General features: G+C 68.4%; 18 protein-coding genes. 7 read left to right on the top strand and 11 right to left on the bottom strand.

The genetic code is table 11. The features are described 5' to 3' along the window. Positions 1 to 70 precede the first annotated feature (70 nt). On the top strand, positions 71 to 844 hold the full coding sequence (locus AC5JOC_RS11295) for a 3'-5' exonuclease (RefSeq protein ID WP_494246445.1): 774 nt from the start codon (positions 71 to 73) through the stop codon (positions 842 to 844). 72 nt (positions 845 to 916) lie between these two features. Here the strand turns inward: AC5JOC_RS11295 and AC5JOC_RS11290 are convergent, their stop codons facing one another. The 3 genes from AC5JOC_RS11290 to glgA all read right to left on the bottom strand — a co-directional run bounded on the left by AC5JOC_RS11290 (position 917) and on the right by glgA (position 3,380). Next, positions 917 to 1,165, bottom strand: a complete 249-nt coding sequence (locus AC5JOC_RS11290; protein ID WP_056005588.1) for a type B 50S ribosomal protein L31 — start codon at positions 1,163 to 1,165, stop codon at positions 917 to 919. 157 nt (positions 1,166 to 1,322) lie between these two features. Beyond that, entirely contained in the window at positions 1,323 to 2,135 is an 813-nt protein-coding gene (locus tag AC5JOC_RS11285) for an ABC transporter ATP-binding protein (protein ID WP_085510924.1), read from the bottom strand. A 63-nt stretch (positions 2,136 to 2,198) separates the two neighbouring features. Next, positions 2,199 to 3,380, bottom strand: coding sequence for a glycogen synthase (gene glgA, locus AC5JOC_RS11280; RefSeq protein ID WP_086473253.1), 1,182 nt, complete (start codon positions 3,378 to 3,380; stop codon positions 2,199 to 2,201). A 45-nt stretch (positions 3,381 to 3,425) separates the two neighbouring features. On the opposite strand from glgA, the gene AC5JOC_RS11275 reads away from it, so the two are divergent. Together AC5JOC_RS11275 and serB are read left to right on the top strand one after the other, a co-directional pair. After that, the gene (locus AC5JOC_RS11275; protein WP_064296946.1) at positions 3,426 to 4,670 is read left to right on the top strand and encodes a glucose-1-phosphate adenylyltransferase; all 1,245 of its coding nucleotides are present in this window, start codon (positions 3,426 to 3,428) and stop codon (positions 4,668 to 4,670) included. Then, positions 4,667 to 5,362 carry a phosphoserine phosphatase SerB gene (serB, locus tag AC5JOC_RS11270; RefSeq protein WP_124769371.1) on the top strand — a complete coding sequence of 232 codons (696 nt, stop codon included), beginning with the start codon at positions 4,667 to 4,669 and terminating at the stop codon, positions 5,360 to 5,362. The genes AC5JOC_RS11275 and serB overlap by 4 nt, the downstream gene beginning before the upstream one ends. A gap of 58 nt (positions 5,363 to 5,420) precedes the next feature. Here the strand turns inward: serB and fabG are convergent, their stop codons facing one another. Continuing rightward, positions 5,421 to 6,131: a 3-oxoacyl-ACP reductase FabG gene (gene fabG / locus AC5JOC_RS11265; RefSeq protein WP_079705970.1), complete on the bottom strand. Its 711-nt coding sequence runs from the start codon at positions 6,129 to 6,131 to the stop codon at positions 5,421 to 5,423. 161 nt (positions 6,132 to 6,292) lie between these two features. On the opposite strand from fabG, the gene AC5JOC_RS11260 reads away from it, so the two are divergent. The 3 genes from AC5JOC_RS11260 to AC5JOC_RS11250 are packed head-to-tail and all read left to right on the top strand — an operon-like array spanning position 6,293 to position 7,667. Then, the gene (locus AC5JOC_RS11260; protein ID WP_086473255.1) at positions 6,293 to 6,601 is read left to right on the top strand and encodes a DUF3099 domain-containing protein; all 309 of its coding nucleotides are present in this window, start codon (positions 6,293 to 6,295) and stop codon (positions 6,599 to 6,601) included. Then, on the top strand, positions 6,598 to 6,822 hold the full coding sequence (locus AC5JOC_RS11255; RefSeq protein ID WP_079705968.1) for a hypothetical protein: 225 nt from the start codon (positions 6,598 to 6,600) through the stop codon (positions 6,820 to 6,822). Before AC5JOC_RS11260 ends, AC5JOC_RS11255 begins: the two co-directional genes overlap by 4 nt. After that, positions 6,819 to 7,667: an SURF1 family cytochrome oxidase biogenesis protein gene (locus AC5JOC_RS11250; protein WP_085510918.1), complete on the top strand. Its 849-nt coding sequence runs from the start codon at positions 6,819 to 6,821 to the stop codon at positions 7,665 to 7,667. The genes AC5JOC_RS11255 and AC5JOC_RS11250 overlap by 4 nt, the downstream gene beginning before the upstream one ends. 80 nt (positions 7,668 to 7,747) lie before the next feature. Here AC5JOC_RS11250 and abc-f read toward each other — a convergent pair whose 3' ends face one another. From abc-f to sufB, 7 genes are all read right to left on the bottom strand, one after another. Continuing rightward, positions 7,748 to 9,346, bottom strand: coding sequence for a ribosomal protection-like ABC-F family protein (abc-f, locus tag AC5JOC_RS11245; protein WP_056005615.1), 1,599 nt, complete (start codon positions 9,344 to 9,346; stop codon positions 7,748 to 7,750). Positions 9,347 to 9,476: 130 nt separating this feature from the next. Further along, positions 9,477 to 10,643, bottom strand: coding sequence for a MalY/PatB family protein (locus AC5JOC_RS11240; protein ID WP_494246444.1), 1,167 nt, complete (start codon positions 10,641 to 10,643; stop codon positions 9,477 to 9,479). 93 nt (positions 10,644 to 10,736) lie between these two features. Continuing rightward, positions 10,737 to 11,066 (bottom strand): metal-sulfur cluster assembly factor, encoded by a 330-nt coding sequence (locus AC5JOC_RS11235; RefSeq protein ID WP_056005622.1) that lies wholly within the window; start codon positions 11,064 to 11,066, stop codon positions 10,737 to 10,739. A gap of 28 nt (positions 11,067 to 11,094) precedes the next feature. Continuing rightward, positions 11,095 to 11,871: a Fe-S cluster assembly ATPase SufC gene (gene sufC, locus AC5JOC_RS11230; protein WP_064296938.1), complete on the bottom strand. Its 777-nt coding sequence runs from the start codon at positions 11,869 to 11,871 to the stop codon at positions 11,095 to 11,097. 4 nt (positions 11,872 to 11,875) lie between these two features. Next, positions 11,876 to 12,199 carry a non-heme iron oxygenase ferredoxin subunit gene (locus AC5JOC_RS11225; RefSeq protein WP_064296937.1) on the bottom strand — a complete coding sequence of 108 codons (324 nt, stop codon included), beginning with the start codon at positions 12,197 to 12,199 and terminating at the stop codon, positions 11,876 to 11,878. After that, positions 12,199 to 13,407: a Fe-S cluster assembly protein SufD gene (gene sufD, locus AC5JOC_RS11220; protein WP_411558398.1), complete on the bottom strand. Its 1,209-nt coding sequence runs from the start codon at positions 13,405 to 13,407 to the stop codon at positions 12,199 to 12,201. Before sufD ends, AC5JOC_RS11225 begins: the two co-directional genes overlap by 1 nt. Further along, positions 13,407 to 14,825 (bottom strand): Fe-S cluster assembly protein SufB, encoded by a 1,419-nt coding sequence (gene sufB, locus AC5JOC_RS11215; RefSeq protein WP_079705963.1) that lies wholly within the window; start codon positions 14,823 to 14,825, stop codon positions 13,407 to 13,409. The genes sufD and sufB overlap by 1 nt, the downstream gene beginning before the upstream one ends. A gap of 308 nt (positions 14,826 to 15,133) precedes the next feature. Here sufB and AC5JOC_RS11210 point away from each other — a divergent pair, with 308 nt between their 5' ends. Next, a complete protein-coding gene (locus tag AC5JOC_RS11210; protein ID WP_137243062.1) occupies positions 15,134 to 16,105 on the top strand; it encodes a COX15/CtaA family protein in 972 nt (323 codons plus the stop codon).

The raw sequence follows: 16,105 nt of genomic DNA, 5'->3' as shown, positions 1-16,105 counted from the left end.
CCGATGACGCGGACCGTGCCGCCCCGGCGTGGCACAGGCCCCTGTCGGAGGTGCGTCATAGGGTGAAGGCGTGAACACGGTCGACGCGAATCCCCACTGGACGGACCGCCTGGCGGTCTTCGATCTCGAGACGACGGGCATCGAGGTGGAGACGAGTCGCATCGTGACCGCCTTCGTCGGTGTCATCACCGCGGACGGTTCGGTCGAACGCTCGTGGTCGTGGATGGCCGACCCCGGGGTCGAGATCCCCGCTCGCGCCGCCGAGATCCACGGCGTCACGACGGAGCGGGCCCGGGCGGAGGGGCGTCCGGCACCGGCCGTCGTCGGCGAGATCGTCGCCGTCCTCACCGAGCTGTTCGCCGCACGGACCCCGGTGGTCGCCTACAACGCGCCCTACGACTTCTCCCTCCTGCACTTCGAGGCGGAGCGACACGGGGTGACCTCGATCACCGACCCGTCCCCCGTCGTCGACCCGCTGATCCTCGACCGGCGGCTCGACACCTTCCGGCGCGGCAAGCGGACGCTCGAGGTCGTCGCCGCCCTACACGGCGTTCCGCTCGAGGGTGCGCACGACGCGGGGGTGGACGCCGTCGCCGCCGGACGCGTCGCTCAGGCCATCGGTCGGCTTCATGCCGACGCCCTGCCGACGAGCGTCGACGAGTTGCACGAGGCCCAGCGGACCTGGTCGCTCGAGCAGGCGGAGAGCTTCCAGTCCTACATGCGCCGCGTGCGCGATCCCGAGTTCATCGCCGACGGTGCTTGGCCCATCCGCACCGGACGCCCTGCCGCCCGACCCGAGGCACCGATCATCGTCCCAGCGGACCAGCTGCCCATCGGCATCTGAGCCGTACGGCTCGCCACGACGACGAACGCCCCGATCCGAGGATCGGGGCGTTCGTGTATTCCAGCGGAAGGACTACTTGCCGAAGCCCTTGAAGCGCTGGTTGAACTTCTCGACGCGACCGGCGGAGTCCATGATGCGCTGCTTACCCGTGTAGAACGGGTGCGACTCGGACGAGATCTCCACGTCGATCACCGGGTAGGTGACGCCGTCGAGGTCGATCGTCTTGCCCGACGAGACCGTCGAGCGCGTGAGGAACGTCGCGCCGGAGGCGAGGTCGCGGAAGACGACGGCTTCGTACGTGGGGTGGATGTCAGATTTCATCAGCAGTCCTTGTTGAGTGGATGGTGTGGGTAGTACCCGCGCTCGGAACTCCAGGCACGAGGCAGAAAGCTCTTGGCTCCGCGAGCCAAAGGTCGACTTTACCAGACTCGGCGCGCATCTGCTCGCCAGCCGAGGACGACTCGCCGAGGCGTGGCGGTCAGGAGGGGGCGACGGCCGAGCGTCCGGCGCGGACGGAGCGGGCGTGGAACCGGCCGTCCTCCTCGCTCAGCTCGATCGGGAGGTCGAAGGTCTCGCTGAGGTGCTCGGCCGTGAGTGTCTCGGCGATCGGGCCGGCGGCGACGATGCCGCCGTCGCGAACGAGCAGGACGTGGGTGAACCCGACGGGGATCTCTTCGACGTGGTGGGTCACCATGATGATCGCCGGTGAGTCGTCGGCGCTCGCGTAGCCGCCGAGCAGCTCGACGAGCTCCTCGCGCGTGCCGAGGTCGAGGCTCGCGGCCGGCTCGTCGAGCAGGAGGAGTTCGGGGTCGGTCATGATGGCCCGCGCGATCTGCACGCGCTTCTGCTCGCCGTCGCTCAGCGTGCCGAAGCGGCGGTCGGCGAGGTGGTCGAGCTTCCACTCCGCGAGGACCCGCGACGCGCGCTTCACGTCGATGTCCTCGTACTGCTCGACCCAGCGCCCGGTGACCGAGTAGGCCGCCGTGAGCACGACGTCCAGGACGGTCTCCTCCGGCGGCACCCGCTTCGCGAGGGCGGAGGACGCGAAGCCGATGCGCGGGCGCAGTTCGAAGACGTCGACCCGGCCGAGCGTCTCGTCGAGCACGGAGACCGTGCCCTTCGAGGGGTGGATGAGCGTCGCCGCGAGCTGCAGGAGCGTCGTCTTGCCGGCGCCGTTCGGGCCGAGGACGATCCATCGCTGGTCGCCCGTCACCGTCCAGTCGACGCCATCGAGGATGGGGTTGAGATTACGGACGACGGACACATCGGAGAACTGCAACACGCTCGGCATGGTCCTAGCCTATCCGCCAAGACTCGTCGCGCGTCGCCGTCCTCCGAGGTGTCCGCAGGTGGTTCAGACCAGGCTGCGGTACAGCTCCGCCGTCTGGGTGGCGATGCGCGACCAGCTGAAGTCGGACTCCGCGCGTCGGCGACCAGCGGCCCCGTAGGCCCTCGCCTGGGCGGGATCCTGGACGACCTCGGTGAGGGTGGCGGCGAGGTCGGCGACGAAGCGCTCCGGGTCGAGCGGGGTGCCGGTGCCGTCGGAGGCCTGCGCGAGCGGGACGATCCTGCCGGTCACACCGTCCTGCACGACCTCCGGGATGCCGCCGGTCCCCGTCCCGACCACGGCGGCACCGCAGGCCATCGCCTCGAGGTTGACGATGCCGAGCGGCTCGTAGATCGACGGGCACACGAAGGTCGTGGCGGCGGTGAGGACGGTGCACAGCTCGTGACGCGGGAGCAGTCGTTCGATCCACACGACCCCGGTGCGCTCGCGCTGCAGCTCCTCGACGAGCCCCTTGACCTCGGCGAGGATCTCGGGGGTGTCGGGAGCGCCGGCGCACAGGATGAGCTGCACGTCGGGCGGCAGCAGTCGGGCCGCGCGGAGCAGGTACGGCAGCCCCTTCTGACGGGTGATCCGACCGACGAAGACGACGGAGGGACGGGACGGGTCGATGCCGAGGGACCGCAGCAGCTCGTCGTCCACGCGTGGCTGCCAGTCGGTCAGGTCGATGCCGTTGTAGATGACCTGCACCTTGGCCGGGTCGAGGCTCGGGTACGACCGCAGGATGTCGCGACGCATGCCGTCGCTGACCGCCACGACGGCCGCGGCGCCTTCGTAGGCGGACTGCTCGATCCAGCTGGACACGCGGTACCCGCCGCCGAGCTGCTCGGCCTTCCACGGGCGGAGCGGCTCCAGACTGTGCGCGGTCACGACGTGCGGGATGCCGTGCAGCAGCGACGCGAGGTGACCGGCGCCGTTCGCGTACCAGGTGTGCGAGTGCACGAGGTCGGCCCCGGCGACGTCCTGGGCGATCAGGAGGTCCGTCCCGAGGGTCGTGAGGGCGCCGTTCGCCCCCTGGAGCTCGGCCGGGACACCGTACGCGACGGTGTCGGCCTCGTCGCGTGGAGCGCCGAAGCAGCGCACGGTCACGTCGATGTCGCTACGGAGGGATTTCACCAGCTCCGACACGTGGACGCCTGCGCCGCCGTAGATCTCCGGCGGGTACTCCTTTGTCACAAGATCAACTCGCATGTCTAGACGCTAGTACAGGTCTCGTCCGGCATCTATTGTGAAGCCATGGCCGCCTCAAAGAAGATCTTCGGAATCGTCCTCGCTGGTGGGGAAGGGAAGCGGTTGATGCCGCTGACCGCAGACCGCGCGAAACCGGCCGTACCGTTCGGCGGGCAGTACCGCCTGATCGATTTCGCGCTGTCGAACCTCATCAACTCCGGACTCACCCAGATCGTCGTCCTCACCCAGTACAAGTCCCACAGCCTCGACCGCCACGTCTCGCAGACCTGGCGGTTGTCCGGCCTGCTCGACTCCTATGTCGCGTCCGTGCCGGCGCAGCAGCGTCTCGGGAAGCGCTGGTTCAGCGGATCCGCCGACGCGATCCTGCAGAGCCTCAACCTGATCCGCGACGAGAAGCCCGACATCGTCGTGGTCGTCGGCGCCGACCACGTCTACCGCATGGACTTCGCGCAGATGATCGAGGCGCACATCGCCTCGGGCAAGAAGGCGACGGTCGCCGCGATCCGTCAGCCCATCTCCCTCGCCGACCAGTTCGGCGTCATCGACGTCGACGCGGACGACCCGACGACCATCGCCCGCTTCCTCGAGAAGCCGCTCGACGCGCCGGGCCTGCCCGACTCCCCCGGCGAGGTGCTCGCCTCGATGGGCAACTACGTCTTCGACGCCGACGCACTCATGCAGGCGGTCATCGACGACGGCGAGGTGACGAGCTCGAACCACGACATGGGTGGCGACATCGTCCCGTACTTCGTCGACCGCGGTGAGGCCGGCGTCTACGACCTCCAGCGGAACGACGTGCCCGGCTCGACGGATCGCGATCGCTACTACTGGCGCGACGTGGGGACGATCGAGTCGTTCTACGAGGCCCACCAGGACCTCATCTCGACGCTCCCGATCTTCAACCTGTACAACCGCGACTGGCCGATCTTCAGTTCGCAGCTGAACTCGCCGCCGGCGAAGTTCGTGCGGGACGCGAAGGGCAACCTCGGCCAGACCATCGACTCGATCGTCTCCCTCGGTTCGCTGCTGTCCGGTGCCCACATCGAGCGCAGTGTCCTCGGGCCATGGGCGCTCGTGGAATCCGGCGCCCACGTCTCCGACTCGGTCGTGTTCGACAAGGTCCACATCGAACCGGACGCCGTCGTCAAGCGGGCTATCCTGGACAAGGATGTGGTGGTCACCTCCGGCGCGAGCGTCGGTGTCGACCACGACCGTGACCGCGCTCGCGGTTTCACCGTCACCGAATCCGGTCTCACCGTGGTTGGCAAGGGAGTACGCGTCGTTCCATGAGTACCGAGCGTTCGGCAGTGGCGGATCCCGAGGCAGCACTCCCCCCACAGGCCGGACGAGGCGTCCGGTTCCTCGCGGTCCTCGACGCCGACTCGACGCTCATCCAGAACGAGGTGATCGAGCTGCTCGCCGAGGAGGTCGGCAGCCTTCCTGAGGTCGCCGCCATCACCGAGCGCGCCATGCGCGGTGACCTCGACTTCGCCGACAGCCTCCGGGCCCGGGTCGCGACGCTCGCGGGCCTGCCCGTCGACCGGATCCCGGTGATCGCCGAACGGATCCGGACGACGGCCGGCCTGGAGACGCTGATCGGCCGGCTGCATGCGCACGGGTCACGGATCGGTGTCGTGTCCGGCGGGTTCCATGAACTGCTCGACCCGCTCGCCGAGGTACTCGGCCTCGACCATGTGCGGGCGAACCGCCTCGAGACCGCCGACGGTCGGTTGACGGGAGGCCTCAGCGGTCCCATCATCGACGCGGCGGCGAAGGCGGCCGCACTGCAGGAGTGGGCCGACGAGGACGGCGTGCCGTTGGGACGGACGATCGCGATCGGCGACGGAGCCAACGACCTCGAGATGATGGCCGTCGCCGGGCTCTCGGTCGCGTTCAACGCGAAGCCGATCGTCCGCCGCCATGCCGACGTCGTCGCCGGGCGGGTCGACCTCGCCGGCGTCCTCCCGCTCCTCGGGCTCTGATCCGCGCGTCGGGGTCAGCGCCCGAGGTCGGGTTCTGCTCGGTGCGGTGCTGCCCGGGTCAGTGACCCATGCCGAGGCCGCCGTCGACCGGGATCACGGCGCCGGAGATGTAGCCCGCGTCGTCACCGGCGATCCACGTGACGACCTTCGCGACCTCGTTCGCACTCGCGAAACGCGCTGCCGGGATGCTCTTCTTGTACTCGGCCTGGGTCTCGGCGGGCAGTTCGGCGGTCATGTCGGTCTCGATGAACCCCGGGGCGATCACGTTCGCCGTGATCCCACGTGCACCGAGCTCGCGGGTGATGGATCGCGCCATGCCGATGAGGCCGCTCTTCGAGGCCGCGTAGTTGACCTGTCCGGCGGACCCGTAGAGGCCCACGACGCTGGAGATGAGCACGATGCGCCCGAAGCGTGCCTTGAGCATGCCCTTGGACGCGCGCTTGACGACGCGGAAGGAGCCGCCGAGGTTCGTGTCGACCACCTGGTCGAAGTCGTCTTCGCTCATCCGCATGAGCAGGGTGTCCTTCGTGATGCCCGCGTTCGCGACGAGCACCTCGACCGGCCCGAGCTCCGACTCGATCTCGGTGAACGCCGCGTCGACGGAGGCTGCGTCGGTGACGTCCGCGCGGACCGTCAACGTGCCCGCGGGGCCCTCGCCGGATCGTGCGGTGACGGCGACGCGGTGACCCTGCGCGACGAACTCCTCGGCGATGGCGAAGCCGATCCCCCGGTTGCCTCCGGTGACGAGTACGGTGCGTGGTGCGGTCATGGTCGATTCCTCTCCTGCGGCGATACCGGCCGACTCGTGCGGCGGCCGTCGGGGCGCGCGGCGTTCCGGCCGCGGACCCGTACCAGCATATGGGGGTCCTCCGGTTCTCCCGGTGATTTGGGGGCTTCGCCCACCCGCCGAGCGCGTAGGCTGGTCATGGCATGAAGCAGCAGAGCATCACCTCCCTCCCACCGGCTCCCGAACAAGAGCGCCGGCAGCGGCTCATCAAGTACTCGATCACCATGGGTGTCCGGTTGCTTTGCCTCGCTGCGCTCCCGTTCGTCCAGGGCGGTTGGATGTTCGCGGTCGCAGCCGGTGCCATCTTCCTGCCGTACGTCGCCGTCATCATCGCGAACGCCGGGTCGCTGCCGTCGCAGGGGGCCATCGAGCGCCCCACCGGTGTCGTCGTGTCCCAGCGGCCGATCATCGTCGACGACTCGGTTCCGCCTCGTCCGGCCGACCAGGCATGATCGGGTTCGGTGCCGAGCCCGACGGCGTGATCTGCTCCCGGGCCGGCTGCCGCGCGGCGGCGAGCTGGCGGATCGAGTGGCGCAATCCGAAGATCCACGCGGAGGACCGCGTGAAGGTCTGGACCGCCTGCGACGAACACGTCGACTTCTTGGAAGCCTTCCTCGAAGCCCGCTCCTTCCCGCTCGAGCGGCGTCCGCTGGCGTCGGCGGTCGGCTCATGAGCGCGGGTTGGCGGTTCGCCTTCAGCCGCCGTTGGCTCGGCTACCTCGGCGTCGCGATCGTGTTCGCGATCGTGTGCGTCCTCCTCTCCAACTGGCAGCTCGCCCGCGCGAGCGAGAAGGAGGAGGAGGTCCAGCGCATCGAGACCAATTGGGACGCGACCCCGATCCCGCTCGACGAAGCGCTGCCGTCGCTGGACTCCTTCAGCGTGGCCGACGAATGGCACCCGGTGTCGATGAGTGGCACCTACCTGCCTGACGAACAGCTGCTGGTCCGGAACCGTCCCCGGAACAACCAGGCGGGCTTCAACGTCCTCACGCCGCTCCGACTTGCCAACGGAGACGTGTTCATCGTCGACCGTGGCTGGGTCGCTGCGAACGATTCACTCGAAGCACCCGAGTCGGTCCCGGCCCCTCCGAGCGGTGAGGTCTCGGTCGTCGTCCGCATCCGACCCGGCGAACCGACGCTCCCGGGCCGCGGGGCCGCCGACGGCCAGGTGGCCACGATCAACCTCCCGCAGATCGCCGAACTCCGCGGCGAGACGCTCTACTCCGGTGCGTACGGCATGCTCCTCTCGGAGAGCCCGGCGCCTGCCGAGGCGGCACCGCTCGGTCCGATCAAGCCCGAGCCGAACGAGGGGATGCACCTCTCGTACGCGCTGCAATGGGTGGTCTTCGCGCTGATGGGCTTCATCTTCCTCGCCTATGCCATCCGTCAGGAGTACCGCATCCTGAACTCCGACGACCCGAAGGAGCAGCGGCGTGCGGCTGCGCGCGCCGAACGGCTCGCCGCGAAGGCACGGTCCGACGCCGACATCGAGGATGAGATCCTCGAAGCGAGTCGCTGACCCGACCGCCCCGAGCCGTCGACGGACGGGGCGCACCCGGCCCGTGATGCTCACGGGCCGGGCGCGCTGGCCCGCTGGCGCTAGGCCAGGCTGACGAGGTCCTGGTAGTCCTTGTTCCAGTGGTCCTCGACGCCGTCGGGCAGGATGAGCACCCGCTCGGGGTTGAGCGCCTCGACGGCGCCCTCATCGTGACTCACGAGCACGACGGCACCCTCGTAGTGGGCGAGCGCGTCGAGGATCTCCAGACGGCTGGCCGGGTCGAGGTTGTTGGTCGGTTCGTCGAGGAGGAGCATGTTCGCGCCCGAGACGACGATCATCGCGAGAGCGAGTCTCGTCTTCTCGCCACCGGACAGCACGCCCGCGAGCTTGTTGGAGTCGTCGCCGGTGAACAGGAACGAGCCGAGGACCTTGCGCGCTTCCATCTCGGTGATGTTCGGCGACGAGGAGACCATGTTCTCGAGCACGCTGCGCTTCACGTCGATCGTCTCGTGCTCCTGCGCGTAGTAGCCGATCCGCAGGCCGTGCCCGGGCTCGAGCTGCCCGGTGTCGGGCTGGTCCACTCCGGCGAGGATCCGCAGCAGGGTCGTCTTGCCCGCACCGTTGAATCCGAGGATGACGACCTTCGAGCCACGGTCGATCGCGAGGTCGACGGCCGTGAAGATCTCGAGCGAGCCGTAGCTCTTCGACAGGTTGCTCGCCATGAGCGGCGTCCGGCCACAGGGCGCCGGGGTCGGGAACCGCAGCTTGGCCACGCGGTCTTGCGCGCGGACCTCCTCGAGCCCGGAGAGCATCCGTTCGGCGCGAGCCACCATCTGGTGGGCTGCGGCCGCCTTGCTGGCCTTCGCACCGAACTTGGCCGCCTGGAGCTGGAGCGCCGTCGCCTTCTTCTCGACGTTGGTGCGCTCCTTCTTCCGGCGCTCCTCGTCGGCCTCGCGCTGACGCTGGTAGTTCTTCCAGTTCATGTTGTAGATGTCGATGACGGTGCGGTTCGCATCGAGGTAGAAGACCCGGTTGACGGTCTCGCCGACGAGCTCGATGTCGTGCGAGATCACGATGAACCCGCCCTTGTACTGCTTGAGGAACTCACGCAGCCAGACGACGGAGTCGGCGTCGAGGTGGTTGGTCGGCTCGTCGAGGATGAGCGTCTCGGCGTCGGAGAAGAGGATGCGCGCGAGTTCGATGCGGCGGCGCTGTCCACCCGAGAGCGTCTTCAGCTGCTGATCGAGGATGCGGTCGGGCAGGTTCAGGTTCGACGCGATCGAGGCCGCCTCGGCCTCTGCGGCGTACCCGCCGAGCGCGTTGAACCGGTCGGTGAGGTTGCCGTACTTCTTCATGGCGGCTTCCGCCACCTTCGGGTCGTCGCTCGCCATGGCCATGCTCGACTCGTGCATGCCGAGCGCGAGCTGGCCGAGACCACGCGCATCGAGGATGCGGGTGCGGGCGAGGTCCTCCGGGTTGCCGGAGCGCGGGTCCTGCGGCAGGTACCCGATCTCGCCACCGCGATCGATCTTGCCGTTCGTCGGGAGGGTCTCCCCCGCCAGCGTCTTGGTCAGGGTCGTCTTCCCGGCACCGTTGCGGCCGACGAGGCCGATCTTGTCGCCGGCGGACACGCGGAAGTTCACGTGCTCCATGAGCACGCGTGCCCCCACGCGGATCTCGAGGTCGTGCACACTCAGCACAGGCATAGTCCATTTCTTCGGGTGCGTTTCGACAACGCGGAGGGTGGGGGTCAGCCTCCCAGTATAAATCGTGAATCCGATGCTCAGCACCGCGGCCGTTCCGGCAGGGTCCGGCGCGGCCGGACGGCCGTCAACGCAGGGCGGAGATCCGTCCGACCGCCTCGGTGAGGAGCTCGGGTGAGCAGGCCAGGTTGAGTCGTGCATGGCCGACGCCGCCGGGCCCGAACGGGGCTCCCTCCTGCAGGGCCACGCGCGCCTCGCGCAGGATGCGCCGCGCCGGGGGCTCGGTCCAACCGAGCGTGGTGCAGTCCAGCCAGGCGAGGTACCCGGCGGCAGGCGGACGGTAGCCGACCTCGGGCAACTCGGTGCCCAGCAGCTCACCGAGCAGCCGCCGGTTGCCGTCGAGCAACCCGAGGAGCCCGTCCAGCCAGGGCTCTCCGGCCTCGAAGGCGGCGACCGAAGCCAGCACACCGAACTGGCCCGTCCGCCAGAACACCTCGACCGGCATCCCGGCGACCACGCTCCGCGGCCCGGGGCCGGCGGTGACCATCACCGCGCACTTCAGGCCGGCGAGGTTCCAGGCCTTGCTCGCCGACAGGACGGCGTACCCGTGTTCGGCGGCCTCGTCGGACACGCTGAGATAGGGGACGAACCGCTCGCCCGGCTGGGTGAGCGGAGCGTGGATCTCATCGCTCACGACCGTGACCCCGTACCGCGCGGCCAGCGCGGCGACCGAGCGGAGTTCGTCGACCGTGTGCGGCCGACCGATCGGGTTGTGCGGGTTGCAGAGGAGGAACGCCTTCGCGCCGTTGCGGAAGGCGGCTTCGAGACCGTCCAGGTCGAGCCGCCAGCCTCCGGCGGGATCGTCGGCGCGGCTGGACCCGAGCAAGGGGACGTCCACCACGACTCCCCCGGCCTCGGTGACGAGGTCGAAGAACGGCGGGTAGACCGGCGAGGTGATCACGACGCCCTCGCCGGGCGAGATGACGCGACGCAGGATCTCGACGATGCCCATGCTGACGTCGGCGGTGGTGAACACGGAGCCGGGATCCACGTCCCATCCCCAGCGTCGCGCTGCGAAGTCGGCGAACGCCTGTGGGAGCCGTGTGCGGCTCGCGACATACCCGGCGTCACCGCGGTCGATCGCCGCGTGCAGGGCATCGCGGACCACGGGTGCCAGGGGGACGTCCATCTCGGCGACGAACATGGGCAGGACGTCGTCGGGGTACTCGGACCACTTCTCGCTCGTCCGGCTGCGCAGGACGTCGAGGGGGTCTGCGGACACGATCTCGGTCATGCCTCGACCCTATCCGGGATCAGCCGGACGACGCTGCCGGGAACAGGACGACGGACGGCTGCAATGCAGCCGTCCGTCGTCGGGGAGGTTCGATCAGATCGAGAAGCCGAGGGCACGCATCATGTCGCGCCCGTCGTCCGTGATGCGCTCCGGGCCCCACGGCGGCATCCACACCCAGTTGATGCGGAAGGCGTCGACGATGCCGTCGAGCGCTTGACCCGTCTGCTCCTCGAGGACGTCCGTGAGCGGACATCCGGCGGAGGTCAGGGTCATGTGGATGATGAGCGCGTCGTTCTCGTCATCCCAACCCAGGTCGTAGATGAGACCGAGGTCGACCACGTTCACCCCGAGCTCGGGGTCCATGACGTCCTTGAGCGCCTCTTCGACCTCGTCGAATCGTTGCGGACTGAGCGTTGTTACCATGTCGTTATCTTAGACCGCTCGCGCGGCTTCAGGCACCTTCCGGGGCGACGACGGCGTCGACGAGGAAACGGTCGTAGCCTTCGTTCTCGAGTCGGTCGGCGAGCTCGGGACCGCCCTGCTCGGCGATCTTGCCGGCGACGAAGACGTGCACGAAGTCCGGCTTGATGTAGCGGAGGATCCGCGTGTAGTGCGTGATCAGCAGGACGCCGAGGCCCGTGTTCTCCTTGGCGCGGTTGACGCCCTCGGACACGATCTTGAGGGCGTCGACGTCGAGGCCGGAGTCGGTCTCGTCGAGGACTGCGAACTGCGGCTTCAGCAGCTCGAGCTGGAGGATCTCGTGACGCTTCTTCTCGCCACCGGAGAAGCCCTCGTTGACGTTGCGCTCGGCGAAGGCAGGCTCCATGCGCAGGTTCTTCATCGACTCGCGGACGTCCTTGATCCAGCCGCGGATCGCGGGCGCCTCGCCGTCGACGGCGGTCTTCGCCGTGCGGAGGAAGTTCGTGACCGTGACGCCGGGGATCTCGACCGGGTACTGCATCGCGAGGAAGAGTCCGGCACGGGCGCGCTCGTCGACGCTCATCGCGAGGACGTCCTCGCCGTCCAGCGTGATGGATCCGCTGTCGACGGTGTACTTCGGGTGGCCGGCGATCGTGTACGCGAGCGTGGACTTGCCCGAACCGTTCGGACCCATGATCGCGTGCGTTTCGCCCGTGCGGATGGTGAGGTCGACGCCACGCAGGATCGGCTTGGTGCCCTGCTCGGTTTCGACGCTGACGTGCAGGTCGCGGATTTCGAGGACTGACATGGTGCTAGATCTCTTTCGTTGCGGTCGGGTCGATGTAGATGTCGCCGTCGATGAGCTCGACGGTGTAGACGGGGACCGGCTCGTAGGCCGGAAGGGTGAGCGGCTTGCCCGTCGTGAGCGAGAACTGCGAGCCGTGTGCCCAGCATTCGAGGTTGCCGTCCTCGACGAAGCCTTCGGACAGCGAGATGTCGCCGTGGGTGCAGACGTCGCCGATCGCGAACAGTTCGTCCGACGCGTCGCGCACGAGGGCGATCGGCACGCCGTCCACCACGACCCGCTTGGCCTGGTTGACGGCGAGCTCGTCGAACGAGCACACCTTCGTCGCCATCAGTGCTGCGCTCCGCCGGTGCCCTGTCCGTCGGCGCCGAGCAGTTCGGCCTCGATGGCCGCCGAGAGGCGCTCCTGCAGCTCGGTGTCACCGATCTGCTGGATGATCTCCACGAGGAAGCCGCGGACGACGAGTCGTCGTGCCTCGTCCTCAGGGATGCCTCGAGCCTGCAGGTAGAAGAGCTGCTCGTCGTCGAAGCGTCCGGTCGCGCTCGCGTGACCGGCACCGGCGATGTCGCCGGTCTCGATCTCGAGGTTCGGCACGGAGTCGGCACGGGTGCCGTCGGAGAGGACCAGGTTGCGGTTCTGCTCGTAGCTGTCGGTGCCGACGGCACGGTTGCTGATGAGGACGTCGCCGATCCACACGGACCGCGCACCCTCGCCCTGCAGTGCGCCCTTGTAGGTCACGCGCCCGCGGGTGTTCGGTGCGTCGTGGTGCATGTAGACCTGCTGCTCGAGGTGCTGACCCGCGTCGGAGAAGTACACGCCGAGCGAGTCGAGGTCCGAGCCCTGACCGGCGAGGTGCAGGGTCGGGTTCACCCGGACGACCTTGCCGCCGAGCGACACCACGACGTGCTTGAGGTGGGCGTCGCGACCGATGGACGCGAAGTGGCTGGCGAGGTGCACGGCGGCGTCGTCCCACCACTGCACGGTCACGACGGTCACGTCGGCCTGTTCGCCGACGACGATCTCGACGTTCTCGGTGAGGCGGGCGTCGCCCGCGTTCTCGATGATGATGAGGCCACGGCTGAACGGCGCGGCGGTGATGACGGTGTGCGCAGCGCGGGCGCCGTCGCCGAGCCCGCTCCGCTCGAGGCGCAGGGTCTTGGGCTCCTCGCCCGTGACCGAGATCGCCAGTGCCTGGTCGAAGCTCGACCAGGCGTTCGCGGAGGCGCGCTCCTCCGGCACGCCGGCGGAGCCGACGCGGGCGTCGTCGCGACTGATCCACTCGACGCTGAAACCGTCGACGTCGTCGTGCGTGATCGGGGTGGGTGAGCCGTCGAGCTCCCCCGCGGTGAGGTCGGTGAACTGCGCGACCGGGCTGAGCTTCCAGACCGCCTCGCGTCCCGTCACCGCTGGGAAGTCGGCGACATCATAGGAGCTGAAGCGCTCCGATCGGGTCTGCACCGGGATGACGCGTCCTGCGCCGTCGCTGTGTGCCGTGATGCCGTGCTGTCCTTCGGTCTGAGTCGGTGCTGCAGTCGTCATTAACCGACGGATCCTTCCATGCCCATCTCGATGAGCTTGTTGAGTTCGAGTGCGTACTCCATGGGCAGTTCGCGGGCGATCGGCTCGATGAAGCCGCGGACGATCATCGCCATGGCCTCGTCTTCCGGCATGCCGCGGCTCATGAGGTAGAAGAGCTGCTCCTCGCTGACCTTGGACACCGTCGCCTCGTGTCCGAGCTGGACGTCGTCCACCCGGATGTCGATCGCCGGGTACGTGTCGCTGCGGGAGATGGTGTCGACCAGGAGCGCGTCGCAGCGCACGGTGTTGGCCGAGTGATGGGCGTTGGCGTCCACCCGGACCTCGCCGCGGTATCCCGCGCGTCCGCCGCCTCGGGCGATCGACTTGGAGACGATGGACGACTGCGTGTACGGAGCCATGTGGATCATCTTCGCGCCGGCGTCCTGGTGCTGGCCGGGACCGGCGAACGCGACGGACAGGGTCTCGCCCTTGGCGTGCTCGCCCATGAGGTAGATGGACGGGTACTTCATCGTGACCTTGGATCCGATGTTGCCGTCGATCCACTCCATGGTCGCGCCTTCGGCGGCCGTAGCGCGCTTCGTGACCAGGTTGTAGACGTTGTTCGACCAGTTCTGGATCGTCGTGTAGCGGACGCGGGCGTTCTTCTTGACGATGATCTCGACGACCGCGGAGTGCAGCGAGTCCGACTTGTAGATCGGCGCGGTGCAACCCTCGATGTAGTGCACGTAGCTGCCCTCGTCGGCGATGATCAGCGTGCGCTCGAACTGGCCCATGTTCTCGGTGTTGATCCGGAAGTAGGCCTGCAGCGGGATCTCGACGTGCACGCCGGGCGGCACGTAGACGAAGGAGCCACCCGACCACACGGCGGTGTTCAGCGCGGCGAACTTGTTGTCGCCGGACGGGATGACCGTGCCGAAGTACTCCTCGAAGAACTCGGGGTGCTCGCGCAACGCCGTGTCGGTGTCCATGAAGATGACACCCTGCGCCTCGAGCTCCTCGTTGATCTGGTGGTAGACCACCTCGGACTCGTACTGCGCGGCGACGCCGGAGACGAGGCGCTGGCGCTCCGCCTCGGGGATGCCGAGCTTCTCGTAGGTGTTCTTGATGTCGTCCGGCAGGTCCTCCCAGGTCTGAGCCTGCTTCTCGGTGGACCGGACGAAGTACTTGATGTTCTCGAAGTCGATCTCGGAGAGGTCGGCACCCCATGTCGGCATGGGCTTGCGCTCGAACAGCTGCAGGGCCTTGAGACGGCGCTGCAGCATCCAGTCCGGTTCGTTCTTCAGTGCGGAGATGTCGGCCACGACCTCGGTGGAGATGCCGCGGCGCGCTGAAGCGCCGGCGACGTCGCCGTCGTGCCATCCGAACTCGTATTGGCCGAGTCCGGCGAGCTCCGGGCGATCGATCAGGATGTCTGACATGTGTCCCTCTTTCCTCCCTGGAGACAACCACCGGCTGGAGGTCGTCATTCCCTCCCATGGCACGCGCCTGATCGGAGCGGATTGGGGAGGGGATGTGCGGGCGGCTTCTTCGCGAACCTACAATGTTCATGAACCATGGCGCTTCTCGCGCGCACCGTGAACCTCATAATCCTACAGCTTCCTGTGGGTTGTGGGTGAGGACGGTGGATACGGCAGCCGTGGCCACCGCGAACCGAAGGATCGACCCCGTGTCACACCACTCCAAGACCGCCGGTCGACCGACGCCGGCACCGTCCCTTCCCGACCGGGTGCGGGCCACCCGGTTCTGGCAGTGGTTGCCGACGACGATCGACAAGCGCGTGCGGGTCGTCGCCTGGCTCTCGTTCGCCTTCCAGCTCGTCCTCATCGGGACCGGGGGCGCCGTGCGTCTGACGGCCTCCGGGCTCGGGTGCCCGACGTGGCCGCGCTGCACGGACGACTCCTTCGTCAACACGCCGGAGATGGGCATCCACGGGTTCATCGAGTTCGGCAACCGACTCCTGACCTTCGTCCTCGCGGCCATCGTCATCGCCGCGTTCCTCGCGGTGATCCGCATGCGTCGGCAGCGCCCCGACCTCTTCCGACTGACCCTGCTCCAGGGCCTGTCGATCCCCGCGCAGGCGGTCCTCGGCGGCATCACCGTCCTCACCGGGCTGAACCCGTACGTGGTCGGGCTGCACTTCGTCATCTCGATCGTCCTCGTCGCCCTCGCGACGATGCTCGTCCATCGGGTCTACCGCGGCCCCCGCGGTGCGGTGAAGGTCATGCCCGGCTGGTACCTCGGCGTCGTCCACCTGACGAGCCTCTTCGTCGCCGTCACCGTCGTGTTCGGCATCCTGACGACGGGCTCGGGCCCGCACGCCGGCGACAACTCGAAGGAGGTGCCGGCGCCGCGCAACGGGTTCGACCCCGAGTTCCTCCAGCACCTCCACAGCTGGCCCGCCTACGCGACGCTCGCCGGCACCATCGTGCTGCTCGTCGGCGCGATCGCGCTCGGTGCCCGCCGCGGGTCGCGCGGGGTGCGCACCGCGGTCTCCACGCTGCTCGCGGTCGAAGTGGTGCAGATCATCGTGGGGCTCACCCAGGCCCGCCTCGGACTCCCCGAGGTGCTCGTCGGGCTGCACATGGTGCTCGCCGGACTGCTCGTCGCCGCGATGACCTGGGTCGTGCTGCAGCAGCGGATCCCGGTCCGGACCGCGTCACGCGTCGAGGAGTCGGCATCCCTCAGCGTCTCCCGCTGA

The organism is Plantibacter sp. (assembly GCF_059073635.1).
This window is presented reverse-complemented; position numbering and strand designations above follow the sequence as displayed.

What these genes read in the sequence shown, in the direction of transcription:
- AC5JOC_RS11290 (WP_056005588.1), bottom strand. Translation starts at nt 1,165, where the DNA reads ATGAAATCTGACATCCACCCCACGTACGAAGCCGTCGTCTTCCGCGAC.
- AC5JOC_RS11285 (WP_085510924.1), bottom strand. Translation starts at nt 2,135, where the DNA reads ATGCCGAGCGTGTTGCAGTTCTCCGATGTGTCCGTCGTCCGTAATCTC.
- glgA (WP_086473253.1), bottom strand. Translation starts at nt 3,380, where the DNA reads ATGCGAGTTGATCTTGTGACAAAGGAGTACCCGCCGGAGATCTACGGC.
- AC5JOC_RS11275 (WP_064296946.1), top strand. Translation starts at nt 3,426, where the DNA reads ATGGCCGCCTCAAAGAAGATCTTCGGAATCGTCCTCGCTGGTGGGGAA.
- serB (WP_124769371.1), top strand. Translation starts at nt 4,667, where the DNA reads ATGAGTACCGAGCGTTCGGCAGTGGCGGATCCCGAGGCAGCACTCCCC.
- fabG (WP_079705970.1), bottom strand. Translation starts at nt 6,131, where the DNA reads ATGACCGCACCACGCACCGTACTCGTCACCGGAGGCAACCGGGGGATC.
- AC5JOC_RS11260 (WP_086473255.1), top strand. Translation starts at nt 6,293, where the DNA reads ATGAAGCAGCAGAGCATCACCTCCCTCCCACCGGCTCCCGAACAAGAG.
- AC5JOC_RS11255 (WP_079705968.1), top strand. Translation starts at nt 6,598, where the DNA reads ATGATCGGGTTCGGTGCCGAGCCCGACGGCGTGATCTGCTCCCGGGCC.
- AC5JOC_RS11250 (WP_085510918.1), top strand. Translation starts at nt 6,819, where the DNA reads ATGAGCGCGGGTTGGCGGTTCGCCTTCAGCCGCCGTTGGCTCGGCTAC.
- AC5JOC_RS11240 (WP_494246444.1), bottom strand. Translation starts at nt 10,643, where the DNA reads ATGACCGAGATCGTGTCCGCAGACCCCCTCGACGTCCTGCGCAGCCGG.
- AC5JOC_RS11235 (WP_056005622.1), bottom strand. Translation starts at nt 11,066, where the DNA reads ATGGTAACAACGCTCAGTCCGCAACGATTCGACGAGGTCGAAGAGGCG.
- sufC (WP_064296938.1), bottom strand. Translation starts at nt 11,871, where the DNA reads ATGTCAGTCCTCGAAATCCGCGACCTGCACGTCAGCGTCGAAACCGAG.
- AC5JOC_RS11225 (WP_064296937.1), bottom strand. Translation starts at nt 12,199, where the DNA reads ATGGCGACGAAGGTGTGCTCGTTCGACGAGCTCGCCGTCAACCAGGCC.
- sufD (WP_411558398.1), bottom strand. Translation starts at nt 13,407, where the DNA reads ATGACGACTGCAGCACCGACTCAGACCGAAGGACAGCACGGCATCACG.
- sufB (WP_079705963.1), bottom strand. Translation starts at nt 14,825, where the DNA reads ATGTCAGACATCCTGATCGATCGCCCGGAGCTCGCCGGACTCGGCCAA.